The sequence below is a fragment of the Bacillus sp. FSL M8-0350 genome (assembly GCF_038593345.1).
Classification (GTDB): Bacteria; Bacillota; Bacilli; order Bacillales; family Bacillaceae; genus Bacillus; species Bacillus safensis.
In genome coordinates this window covers 71,568-84,170 of sequence record NZ_CP151985.1, presented here as the reverse complement: position 1 = coordinate 84,170, position 12,603 = coordinate 71,568, and the positions used below count along the sequence as shown (strand labels likewise).

General features: G+C 41.9%; 11 protein-coding genes and 2 tRNA genes. All 13 read right to left on the bottom strand.

Annotated features, from left to right (window positions below; all coding sequences use genetic code 11):
• Positions 1–63: 63 nt before the first annotated feature.
• The 13 genes from NSS80_RS00440 to NSS80_RS00380 all read right to left on the bottom strand — a co-directional run bounded on the left by NSS80_RS00440 (position 64) and on the right by NSS80_RS00380 (position 12,596).
• A complete protein-coding gene (locus NSS80_RS00440) occupies positions 64–972 on the bottom strand; it encodes a peptidyl-prolyl cis-trans isomerase (RefSeq protein WP_342498391.1) in 909 nt (302 codons plus the stop codon).
• A gap of 46 nt (positions 973–1,018) precedes the next feature.
• Complete coding sequence (gene hslO / locus NSS80_RS00435; RefSeq protein WP_041105733.1) at positions 1,019–1,894, bottom strand: Hsp33 family molecular chaperone HslO; 876 nt, start codon at positions 1,892–1,894, stop codon at positions 1,019–1,021.
• A 14-nt stretch (positions 1,895–1,908) separates the two neighbouring features.
• On the bottom strand, positions 1,909–2,685 hold the full coding sequence (locus NSS80_RS00430; RefSeq protein ID WP_024427185.1) for a type III pantothenate kinase: 777 nt from the start codon (positions 2,683–2,685) through the stop codon (positions 1,909–1,911).
• A gap of 163 nt (positions 2,686–2,848) precedes the next feature.
• Positions 2,849–4,750: an ATP-dependent zinc metalloprotease FtsH gene (ftsH, locus tag NSS80_RS00425; protein WP_034284252.1), complete on the bottom strand. Its 1,902-nt coding sequence runs from the start codon at positions 4,748–4,750 to the stop codon at positions 2,849–2,851.
• A 95-nt stretch (positions 4,751–4,845) separates the two neighbouring features.
• Positions 4,846–5,385 (bottom strand): hypoxanthine phosphoribosyltransferase, encoded by a 540-nt coding sequence (gene hpt / locus NSS80_RS00420; RefSeq protein WP_008357399.1) that lies wholly within the window; start codon positions 5,383–5,385, stop codon positions 4,846–4,848.
• A gap of 15 nt (positions 5,386–5,400) precedes the next feature.
• The gene (gene tilS / locus NSS80_RS00415) at positions 5,401–6,804 is read right to left on the bottom strand and encodes a tRNA lysidine(34) synthetase TilS (RefSeq protein ID WP_111926613.1); all 1,404 of its coding nucleotides are present in this window, start codon (positions 6,802–6,804) and stop codon (positions 5,401–5,403) included.
• Positions 6,805–6,901: 97 nt separating this feature from the next.
• Complete coding sequence (locus NSS80_RS00410) at positions 6,902–7,909, bottom strand: serine/threonine protein kinase (RefSeq protein ID WP_080701255.1); 1,008 nt, start codon at positions 7,907–7,909, stop codon at positions 6,902–6,904.
• A complete protein-coding gene (locus NSS80_RS00405) occupies positions 7,893–8,630 on the bottom strand; it encodes a VWA domain-containing protein (RefSeq protein WP_034284249.1) in 738 nt (245 codons plus the stop codon). The genes NSS80_RS00410 and NSS80_RS00405 overlap by 17 nt, the downstream gene beginning before the upstream one ends.
• Before the next feature lie 76 nt (positions 8,631–8,706).
• On the bottom strand, positions 8,707–11,190 hold the full coding sequence (gene spoIIE / locus NSS80_RS00400) for a stage II sporulation protein E (RefSeq protein WP_317222384.1): 2,484 nt from the start codon (positions 11,188–11,190) through the stop codon (positions 8,707–8,709).
• Positions 11,191–11,393: 203 nt separating this feature from the next.
• Positions 11,394–11,465 (bottom strand) — tRNA-Glu (locus NSS80_RS00395).
• A 25-nt stretch (positions 11,466–11,490) separates the two neighbouring features.
• Positions 11,491–11,564 (bottom strand) — tRNA-Met (locus tag NSS80_RS00390).
• Positions 11,565–11,743: 179 nt separating this feature from the next.
• A complete protein-coding gene (locus NSS80_RS00385) occupies positions 11,744–12,139 on the bottom strand; it encodes a S1 domain-containing RNA-binding protein (protein ID WP_008357409.1) in 396 nt (131 codons plus the stop codon).
• An 82-nt stretch (positions 12,140–12,221) separates the two neighbouring features.
• Positions 12,222–12,596, bottom strand: a complete 375-nt coding sequence (locus NSS80_RS00380) for a septum formation initiator family protein (protein WP_003217952.1) — start codon at positions 12,594–12,596, stop codon at positions 12,222–12,224.
• Positions 12,597–12,603 lie beyond the last annotated feature (7 nt).

The following is a 12,603-nucleotide window of genomic DNA, read 5'->3' as shown; positions in this document are numbered from 1 at the left end:
TCTCCGAGTAATTTTATTGTATTAATATTAAATTATCAATTTCAAAAAATTTTGTCAATGCTTTTAGTCCTGCTCGCCATCGTAAAACCATGTGACTTTTGCTTCTTTCCACAGGGTTTTGACATTCACCTTTTCACCTAGATCTTCCATAGCGATCTGCCTTTTAATCTGATCTTTGACTTCTTCGTAGGAGAAAGAGCGGCCATTTAATTTTTCTTTTAACTGAATAATGGCATACCCGTTTTTGGTCTGAATCGGCTCTTTCGTCCATTCATCTGGCTGAAGCTTTTGAGCTTCTTGTATGTATAGGGCCGGAATACTTTCCTGTTCTTCTGTCACAAATCCAAGATCTCCGCCGTATGGTGAGGTGTAACGGTCGATTGAACGTTCAGCTGCTACGGCTTCGAAGCTAGATCCACCTTTTAAATCTTTCAATACATTTTCAGCCTCGCTCTTTGTCTTCACGACGATATGGCGAATGCGGTATGAATCATCATATTGATATAAGTCCTTGTTTTTTTCATAAAACGATTTCGCTTCTTTTTCAGAAACGACGGCATCTCTTGTTAAAAGCTGCTCCAATAAAATTTGATAACGAATCTGTTCTTTCCATTCCTTCTCACTTGTATGTCCATCTTCATAGAAATTATTAGACACCGCTTTGAGCATGAGCAATTCACGATTGATCTCTTTTGAAGACACCTCCAGCTTGTTTTGCTTGGCAAGCTGATTGACCACCTTTTGATTGATCATTTGCTCAAGTGTCGCCTTTCCGTAGCGGTCTTCCATTTTCTTTAGCCATTCTTGACGCGTCACCTTCTCTTTTCCAATTGACGCAATTTCTTCACCGCTCTTCCCGTTAGAAGAGGCCTGTGACATTTGTGACTTTGTTAATACATATGCAATGACAACGGCATTAATCATGAGCAACACGAGGATAAATGTCCATACCACTCTTGCTTTTAGTCTCATCTTTCGGCTCCTTTCCATTCTAAAAAGAAAACCCGCTGCTTAGAGCTTAGCGGGTTAATTCTTCACGTAGCTCTTCTAGCTCTTCTTTTGTAAATACATACGTTTCGTTACAAAAATGGCATTGAGCTTCTGCTTGTCCGTCTTGTTCAATCATATCATCAATTTCGGCTTTTCCTAGGCTGATAATGCCATTTGCAAACCGTTCTTTTGAGCAGTTACAAGAAAATTCGACGGGTACAGTTTCTAAAATTTGAGGCTTTTCACCGAGTACTTCTTCTAATATTTGTTCTGGTGTCATCCCTTTTTCAATGAGTTTAGAGATTGGTTCAATGGTTGACAGGCGCTTTTCTAGCCTTTCAATGACAGCATCTTCTGTACCAGGCAGCAATTGAATGATGAAACCGCCTGCTGCGAGGATCGAATTATCTGGATTGACAAGGACACCTACGCCTACAGAGGAAGGCACTTGCTCAGAAGAAACAAGATAATAAGTGAAGTCATCTCCAATTTCACCTGAGACGATTTCCGTTTGTCCTGTAAAGTGGTCCTTCAGCCCGATATCTTTGACAACACTTAACGTTCCAGATGTTCCGACTGCACGTCTCACATCCAGCTTGCCATGTTCATTTAAGTCAAAGTGAACTTGTGGGTTTGAGACATATCCTCGTACCTGGCCTTTTGCATTTCCATCAGCAATAATGGCGCCGATTGGTCCACCGCCTTCTATTTTGACAGTTAGCTTATTCTCACCTTTCAGCATAGCACCCATCATGACTGTTGCTGTCATCGTTCTGCCGATGGCTGCTGATGCAGTCGGCCACGTATGATGTCTTCTTTGTGCTTCGTTGATTGTATCTGTTGTGTTTGCAGCATATGCGCGGACTTTTCCGTCATATGCTAACGCTTTAACTAAGTAATCCATTTGATTTAAACCTCCTATAATACACCGACACGATTACGTTCATAAATGAGCTGCAATCCTTTTAATGTGAGGAACGGATCGACAATATCAATACAGTCTGATTCATTTCCAATCAATGTAGACAAACCGCCTGTTGCAATGACTTTCGGTGTTTGTTTGGCCTGCTGCTTCATCCGTTTCACTATTCCCTCGACTTGGCCAACATATCCATAAAGGATGCCGGATTGCATCGCACTGATGGTGTTTTTTCCAACAATGTGATCTGGACGGACAATTTCAATTCTCGGCAGCTTCGCCGCTCTTGTATATAAAGCCTCAGTTGAAATGGTAATACCCGGTGCAATCGCTCCACCCATGTATTGTTTTTGTTCATTGATATAACAGTAGGTTGTTGCTGTTCCAAAGTCTACCACAATAAGAGGCGCCCCATATAGGTGAATGGCTGCTACTGCATTGACAATTCGATCTGCCCCGACTTCCTTTGGATTGTCACACATAATGTTTAAACCAGTCTTCATTCCAGGCCCTACAATTTGGGGTGTTATGTGAAAATACTTTTCGCACATTCTTTCAAGTGCGAACATCATAGGCGGGACAACAGACGAGATGATAATCCCTTCTATTTGGTCAAACATCAGCCCCACATAATCGAATAAAGCCCTGATGGACATACCAAATTCATCTTCTGTTTTATGACGGCTTGTTTCAATTCGCCAATGGTAGTTTAGATCGCCATTATGATAAACACCTAAAACGGTATTTGTGTTTCCTACATCTATCACGAGTAACAACTTCATCACCACTTTGAATAGTTTCTCAAAAAAGAGCATTTTTCGACTTTCTATCATACCATACACGAATTGAGTTCCATTTGTAAACAATTCGAAACCGATCCATTCATGAATCGAAATAAAAAAAGCTGCCGGTGATCCCGGCAGCTTTCACAGAAGGAGATTAGATCTCCTCATCTTCTTTTTTCTTGATGTTTACTTTCACATCATCGTTTTTCTCTTCGTCATCTGCGTATACACGCTCTGGAAGCTTTCCAGTTTCGTAAAGAGATTTAATTTGCTCAGCATCTAAAGTTTCAACTTCTAGAAGGGCCTGTGCGATGATTTCTAGCTTATCTTTATTCTCAGTGAGAATTTGCTTCGCACGTTCATAGCTCTCCTTAATGAAACGCTGAACTTCTTGGTCAATTTCGTAAGCGATCGCTTCACTGTAATTCGGCTCATTATTGAAGTCACGGCCAAGGAATACTTGACCTCCTTGTGATTGACCGAATTGAAGCGGACCAAGTTTATCAGACATACCGAACTCTGTAACCATTCTTCTTGCAATGCCTGTTGCACGCTGGAAGTCGTTGTGAGCGCCTGTACTTACTTCGCCAAACGTAATTTCCTCTGCAACACGACCGCCGAGCAAGCCGACAATTTTATCAAGAAGCTCTGGCTTCGTTTGGAAATAACGGTCTTCCCTTGGAAGCATGACCGCATATCCGCCTGCCTGACCTCGAGGAACGATCGTTACTTTATGCACCATATCTGCTTCGTCTAGGATAAGACCAATGACGGTATGACCTGCTTCATGGTAAGCCACGATATTACGTTCTTTCTTCGAAATGACGCGGCTTTTCTTCGCCGGCCCAGCGATGACACGGTCAGTCGCTTCATCGATATCACGCATATCGATTTTCTTTTTGTTTTGACGGGCAGCAACAAGTGCTGCTTCGTTTAGTAAGTTCTCAAGATCTGCTCCAGAGAACCCTGGTGTTCTGCTTGCAATGGCTTTTAAGTTGACTGACTCGTCAAGCGGTTTGTTTTTCGCATGAACTTTCAGTACTTCTTCACGGCCAATAACATCTGGGCGGTCAACCGTAATTTGACGGTCAAAACGTCCCGGACGCAGCAATGCAGGGTCTAGAATATCTGCACGGTTCGTCGCAGCAATGATAATAATACCTTCGTTGGCACTAAAACCATCCATTTCAACAAGAAGCTGGTTAAGCGTTTGTTCACGCTCATCATGACCACCGCCAAGACCGGCTCCACGCTGACGACCAACTGCATCAATCTCATCAATAAAGATTAAGCAAGGTGCATTCTTTTTCGCATTTTCGAATAAATCACGTACACGTGATGCACCGACACCGACGAACATCTCGACGAAGTCAGAACCACTGATGCTGAAGAAAGGAACGCCTGCTTCTCCTGCAGATGCTCTCGCAAGCAATGTTTTACCTGTACCTGGAGGTCCTACTAGTAAAACCCCTTTAGGGATTCTTGCGCCAAGCTCCGCAAATTTACGTGGATCCTTCAGGAATTCAACCACTTCTACAAGCTCTTGCTTCTCTTCATCTGCACCGGCAACATCTTTAAATTTCACACGTTTCTTCTCTTCTGTGTAAAGCTTCGCCTTACTCTTACCAAAGTTCATGACTCGGCTTCCGCCGCCCTGAGCTTGGTTCAATAAGAAGAAGAACAGGATAAAGATGATGATAAACGGAATGATGGTTGTCAGAACTTGCAGCCATCCATTTGTTTCAGGTGCTGGTTCTACTTTTACATCTGTATTCTTCAGTGCACTGTAAATTTGGTCAACACCTTGACCATCTGGAACATGGGTAATGAAGTATTGATCTTTCTTCGCGCCATCTAATTGACCACGAATTTCATAAACCCCTCTTACAGGCTGAATGGAGATACTCTCCACTTTTCCCGCACTTAGATTTTGCGAAAATTTGCTGTAAGACATGTTCTCAGGCTTTTGATTTGGGGATCCTAACCAACTGACGACCCCTATCACAAGTAATAAAATAAGTATATAAAAAATCGTATTACGAAAAACCCGATTCATTCCTTACCTCCTCCCACAGTAAGCACAACTATGTTCAATAGTATCATAGAAAATCATTCCAACACAACCAATAACCTCATGTATACGTATGCTGATCAGCCTTCGTAAACAGATGGTTTTAACACTCCAATATACGGGAGGTTTCGGTAACGTTCAGCGAAATCCAATCCATAGCCGACAACAAATGCATCTGGCACTTCAAATCCAACATAATCTGCTTTGATGTCTGCTTTGCGGCCGCTTGGTTTATCAAGCAATGTCACAATTTTAATGGAATTTGCTTTACGGTATCGGAAAAGCTCTACCAGATAGCTCAAAGTTAACCCACTGTCGATGATATCTTCCATAATCAAAATATCTCTTCCTTCAACAGAAGTATCTAGATCCTTAATGATCTTTACTTCTCCAGAAGATACGGTAGACTTTCCGTAGCTAGATACATCCATAAAATCAAGTTCTAAATATGTATCAATGTGTTTGATCAGGTCTGCCATGAATGGAAGAGCCCCTTTCAAAACACCAATAGCCAGGGGAAATTTACCATCATAATCACTGGTTAATGTTGCACCCAGTTCCTTCACTTTTTGCTGGATCTCTTCTTCTGAGATCAAAATCTTTTCAATATCTTGTTTCATGCTTTTGCTTGCCCCCTACAAATTTTCGTGCTGTCTATATTGTAATACAATGAGATCGCTGTTTGTCATATCAATTTCTTCAAAAACGGATTTTTTCAGACCTGGGATCCAGATGATTTGATGATCCGAGTCAGTGACGATCGGCCAGCTGTCTCTTTCTGCAAGAGGCACTTTTTTATCAATAAATATATCCTTCACCTTTTTTGACCCATTCATCCCTTTAAGTTTGATTCGATCACCATTTTTTCGTGAGCGAATGATCAAAGGGAGACGAACATGATCTTTTTGAAGCAAGAAAAAATGGTTTCCGTTCCGTGCATCCTTCGGAACATGATTTGATACGACGATAGACTGTCCATTTGGGAGAAAAAGCTCTTCTCCGAGCTCAACCTTTAAGTGAAGAGCATAAGACTGGTCTAATACATGCGATCGTTCAAAGGTAAACATACAGTGATCATAAGACTTGACAGCTTGTAAACCTTTTGGCAAATCTAATGATCCAGACGGTTGATCTGTATGAGATAACCAGTCTAAAGTCCCTAGAATATGCTGGTTTGAAAACGCTGATTGAGTGTTTTCATAAAGATAGTTTAATATTAGTTGAATGCCTCTTCTTTGTAAAGGCAAAGGCAGGTCAAGCAAAGGCTTCGTTTTGATCTCAATTTGCTTAGGCGATTGACTCGTTATCACTTGGTTCATTTGTTCCTTTGTTAAAGCCTGCAAGTATTGCTCATCCTCAGTCAGCATGTCACTTACAAACTGAAAGCTTTCATGTACATGAGGTGCCTCTTCTTTTAATACGGGAAGAATATGTCTTCTTACCCGGTTTCTCAAGTAGTCATCCGTATGATTGCTTTGATCAATGACATAGGGGACATGTTCTTTTTCACAAGCTTTTAGCACGTCGTCTTTAGAGTATCCAATGAGCGGACGAATCAGCCATCCGCCTTGAAAAGGACGTTTTGCTTGGATACCCGCGAGTCCAATACCAACAGTCCCTCTCACAAGTCTCATCATCATTGTTTCTACTTGGTCGTCTCCATGATGTGCAAGCGCTATAAATTGAGCGTTGTATTGCTCCATCAATTGACGAAAGAAAGCATATCTGCACTCCCTTGCAGCTGCCTGTTTGTTTAAGCGGTTTTCTTTTGCATATTGGGTGACCTGTATGCGGGACGATTCAAAAGGGATCTCGTGCTCCTTACAGTAAGCCTCAACAAATGCCAAATCAGCGAAGGACTCTTCTCCTCTGAACATGTGATCTACATGGGCTGCAATCAGCTGATAGGAACCTTTGCGGCGCTTGTTAAGTTCATGCAGTAAGAGCATGGAATCCGGTCCGCCGGAAACCCCGACAATGACTGTCGTATTTTCAAGGTAAACATCATGTTTTTTCAAAAAAGATTCAATTCTACTCACAACTTCCTCCTCACAAAAGAGCAGGTAATTTAAAGATATACATATCCTATCACTTTCAGTAGCTCCAAGCAAAGAAGAAGCCTGCTTTTTTCCGGCTCTACAACAGGAACAAAACCACATATGCACAGTAAAGAGCGAGTACACTGCACACGATAAGAATGGTTTCAAAAAGTCCGCCTGATTTTTTACGCACTGACGTTCTTTTTGCTGCTGCAGCCCGCGATCGTGAGGTCACTTGTTGATTTTGATTAACAGCAGGTTTTGGCGCGTTTTTTTGCTGCTGCTTCTTCTGGCGCGATTTCCTTGATGCAATCAGCTGTCCTTCTTTCAGCATCGCACTTTTCATGTCTGCTGCTGATTGATATTTACCTTGTAGAGCAGCCTTTAACACCCTTTCATATCGCTTTAATAAAGGATGTCCTTCAATAGCTCGATAAAGCTGCTTTTCTGGTTCTGCTCCTTTTTTGAATTCTTTCTTATACGCACAGTTCACCATCACCATCGTCAGAGCAAATAAATCATAAGTTGGTTCAGCTTTTCGTGTACCGAATCCCCAATAGCCTCGATCAAAAAACTCGGTATACTCCTTAATTGCCCTGCCCGCTTTCGTCGTTCCTCCCACATCAATGCACCGGATCGTGGCCGGGGGCCCAGAAACAATGAGATTATCCGGCTTTAAATCACCAAAAATCCAGCCTTCCTGATGTAAATGAGCCAAGCTAGATAAAAGCTGAATCATTAAAACCACAATCCACTCATCACCCTTTTGTTTCACAAATTCAAGCAGTAATGGGCCTCTGACATATTCCATCACATAAAAAGAGCGTTTTTGAGGCATACCAGGATAAATCGCATCATCCATATCATAAAAAGAAGGCCCCATGGTTTTCACAGGAGCCTTTGAAAAGGATTTTAAAACATTGACTTCAGATGCAATGAGCATACTGTCATCACTCACTTTAAGGGCCGCTTGCCCATGTGGCGATTCGGCCAGATAGACAACACCGTTCGCCCCTTTTCCAAGCTCTTTTACAATACGGTAATGATGGTGGTGCCATTTCCCTTGAATCACCGTGCCTAACGGTATGTTAGAAGCCGAATTCATCATCATGCTCTTCCTTTGCTTCAAGCAGCCCTTTGCGTGAACGAACTGATTTGAAATGCTGAAGTGCTTCCCGAAGCGCTGGTCCCGTTGGGGTGATTCCTCCAGTGGTCAGTTTTGGGAAAATAGATGATAATGAATCGAATCGAGGCGTCCAATTCAACACAATTTCAGCATCTGAGTTTTTCCCGGGAAATACACACATCCCAAACTGATTTTCTCCAATTCTTGAATTTAAACTGATGGAAAGGTCGATGAGTGCTTCTTTTACGGTCGGCAGCTTCGGTTTCATACTTGCACTTGTATCAACAAGCACGAGTACTTGAAGGTGAACCGTCTCTCCTAACTCATCTACAACCTCCATTACTTCCCCGCGCTTATCAGGTGGAAGTTCTTCAATTTCAGCATCTTTGCCGAGAATTTGCTGCAATTCTTTATTCACAACACCTTGCAGGGTTTGTGTCATCGCTTTTTTTGTGACCATTTGTACTGTTTGAGATAACTGCTGGACGTAGACAACTTGATGGATGCCTCCGCCTGCGAGAGCAATCCCCTCTACTTCCTTCATCGCTTCATGATCGTGTCTGTTTTCTTCCATAATGCCAATGACATTGACTGTAATCCCTTGTTCCTTTGCCAATGAGGCAATCGCAAGCGGATCTTCCCCGTGATTTGAGCAGCCATCTGTAATCAATAAGATTTGGTTGACGTGACCTTTTCGCATCTTCATTCCTCCTGGGATTGTAACTGAATGCTTATATCCCCATCATCGCCAGAAGAAATTCATATTATACGATATTTTAAGAAATCTCTTGTTTCTCAAGATAGAATGTACCGGTCGGAATGGAAGCCCATTTTGGTGTGTTGTGGTCGAGCCTGATGACAACAACTGTCATATCGTCATCAATTTGGCCTGCTCTTGTTCGAATGACCTCTTCCATTAATAAATCAGCAATTTCTTGGGGATCTTCTGTTTTAAAGCTTTTCATTTTCCGTTTCACCCACAGATCATGATTTTCAATATGCTTTGGCCCTTCAAAAATGCCGTCACTCATCATAATCAATAGATCTCCTGCCTTCATCTGTTCACTCACAACCTCGACTTCGAATTCATCAATAATACCGATTGGCAAGTTGCTTGCTTGTACCTTCATCACCTGATCACCCCGTTTAATAAAGCTGGGTGTTGAACCAATTTTGAGGAACTTACAGCTCGCATCCTGTAAATCAATGATCGATAAATCCAATGTTGAGTAGATCTCGTCCGTCGTTCTTAAAGATAAAATACTATTAATGGTTTTAATCGCCACTTTTTCATTGATACCTGACGCCAATATTTTTTCTAACAGCTTAATCGTTTCATTGCTTTCAAAATGAGCCCGTGCTCCGTTGCCCATTCCATCACTAATAGCTGCAGCATACTTGCCCGCACCAAGCTCCATCATGCTGTAGCTGTCTCCAGATACCAGTCCTCCGCCTTTTGCTGCATGTGCCACGCCTGTAGCCACTCGGTATGATTTAGCAGAGCCAAATACAACGTGGCAATAGCCTGTTGGATGCTCTGCACACTGTTCTGCTTTGACTAAAATCTGTTCTTCTAATATATCTGAAAGCATTGGCGCAATGATTTTTTCACATTCCCCATGCCCTTGGCAATATGGGATTCTCATTTCAATATCCACATTTCCCTGCTCCAAGCTATAGATTTCTACTTGCTGGATTTCAATGCCAAAGTGCTGAAGCGCTTCTATCATCTGCTCTTCCTGAATAAAGTGCTGTTCTCTTTCTCGTTTTATTTCCCGGGAAAAATCCTCCATTACTTGCGAGACCCCCATCAGCTGTTCAGCCACAAGACGTCTGCTGTCTTGGACTTTTTTCTTCAATGTCTGATTGGCTTTATAGTAAGCGATCTCCTCTTCGATCAATTCCTCGACATGTTTTGATTTTGAGCAGTGCTGACTAAATTTCTTTTTCAATTTTCGGTTATGCTCATACGTTTTTTCATCAGATTCATGCATAACTTGTTTCATTAGTTCATAGGTTGTATCAAAGTTCTGCACCCAGCATTTATTTTTCTTATAGCACGTTTGACAGGATCGTTCTGTGATCGTACTTAAAAAAAGATCTACATCCTCTTCCTGCTTCTTCTCTTCAGGAATAGATTCGTAAAATGTCGCAAAACTCTCAGACAGCGCATGAAATACATGAGAGAACTGATCTACCTTTTTTGCTGTCACGTCTCGTACCTTCCGAGCATATTGCTGCTGCTCTTGTACATGCTCTACCGTACCAGGAATGTATTTCGCTACCTTGGAGGTGACTGATTGCGGCGTGAGCAAAAAGAGCGCAACCGCTATAAGTGATTCATACAGTGTGGTCATGAGACCTGCTGAACCTTCCCCGTACAGTGAAATGAGTAAGGAACCCACGATTAAGCCGATGGCTGCCCCTGCTTTTTTCCCTTCTTTCAGCAATCCGCCTAATAAGCCTGAAAAGGCAAGAAGACTCATCTGATAAAGGTTTCCGATGTTAGCGAGACCGAGAATTAATCCTGTTACAACACCGACCGTACAACCAATACTGGCTCCGCCAATAAAGGCAAACGTCAGCACTACATAACGTGACAAAATATGCTCTGCCTGCATTCCTTGAAATGTGATCCCAGCAAGGCCAGTTAAAACGGAGGCAATTAAAATCATAAAACAAATAATTTCTTCGACCTTTAAAGAGTGTTTAATTTTCCTGACTGTAAAAATCGGCAGGCTTTGAAGAAAAATCAGAGTCAAAATGAAGGCAAGTCCTGCTTCGACACCCGCCATGACGTAATCATAGCTTTGCACAGCACCTTGCTCTAGGTAAACAAACGCTCCTCGGGTGATCAGCATTGAGAGAACAATGACAACCGGTAATGTTTTCACTGGGTCTTTGATGATGAAAGAAACCACCTTTGTCATAAGGAGAAACATGAGCAGCGACGCAAACACAAACAATGCATTTTGAGGTGATATCGTCATCGCCCCTGCGAGTAAAGCTAGACAAGCAAGCATCGCCTTATCTCTTTTAATAAGCAGCATGGAGCCAAAGAAAGGCAGAGCAAACGGCATAATTTCAGATAATATAAAGGCTCGTCCTAATAAAAAGCCTAGAACAACATAAATAAACCCTTTATAGAAAAAAAGAGAATGCGTGTGATGAAGAAACAGGTTTTTCATCTTTTTTAATCCCGCACTGATTCTTTCAAACCCCGCTCCTGTTAAATCAGTTCTTCTTTCTAGTTTTTCCATCTTCTCATCCCCCACCTGATATTCGTTGCTTGTCATTATAGCGAAGGTGAAAAAGAAATTTTGTCAAAAGAAGTTGTCGTTTCCATAAAACGTTCGACGCTTTATTCGTCAAAGAGGCATACTTTCATGAAAGTCGATGTCTTTCATCAGAATTTTACGAAGGCACAAAAAAACAGCTTTCCTATAGAAAGCTGTTTCGAAGATGACCCGTACGGGATTCGAACCCGTGTTACCGCCGTGAAAGGGCGGTGTCTTAACCGCTTGACCAACGGGCCTTGCTTTATGTTCTAGTTAAAAGGATAGCGGCGGAGGGGATCGAACCCCCGACCTCACGGGTATGAACCGTACGCTCTAGCCAGCTGAGCTACACCGCCATAATGAAAATGCGCTAAGAAGCACAAGAACTATAATACAAAGGATTCGCTTGTCCGTCAATAGAAAGTTTTAAATTAAATGACGAAATCTCAAAAAATGTCGTATGGATCATGAAAAAAAGCACCTGCTGAACACAGCAGATGCTTTGTTGTGAAAATATATAGAAAGCAGCAACAAGTTAACCTCTTCTTGCTCCGCGCCCCCCACGTTTTGATTCCGTGTTACGTTTTAAAGATGTTAAGCGATCTTCGCTATCTTTTAAGAATTTGTTCATTTTTTGTTCAAACGATTCCTTCGGACGGAAATCATTTCTGCTTGGTCTTGATTGTTGTTGAGGACGATCTTTTGCTTTTTTAATGGACAAGCCGATTTTACCGTCTTTTTCAACGTTAATCACTTTCACTTCAACTTGTTCACCGACTTTTAAATGCTCATTAATATCTTTTACATAGTTATCGGCTACCTCACTGATATGAACGAGACCAGTTGAACCGCCTGGCAACTCCACAAAAGCTCCAAAATTTGTAATGCCCGTAACTTTCCCTTGTAACTTGCTGCCAACTTCAATCGACATAAAAAAAGTGCTCCTCCTTAGACTTATAAAAAAATCTCATTTGTTCAATTATACATAAACTGAATTTTAAGTGTCAACAAGGCTAATCACTCTTATTGCCCACATCAAAGATTTTTTCGCCTTTTTTGGACATATAATAGTCCCGTCGTGCCAGTTCGAGTACGTATTCCTTGCTTTTCAGCTTCTTAATTTCATCAGAAATATCTTCCTGCTTTGTTTGTAATTGCTTCAACTCTTTTTCGAGCGCAACCTTCTTCTCTTCTTTTTCCTTTAGTGAAGACGATTGCGACCAGAGGGCACTTGTCACCAAGACAGCAAACATGAGCACGATTACACCAAACACGGTAAGCCTTCTAAGGAGTCCGCGACGTTTGCGTTTTAAGCGCTGCGCTTGCTGTTCCATTTGTTTTTGGTAATCATTTTGAATTTGTGCGATATTTCTTTTTCTCTTGTTCAAGATTGAA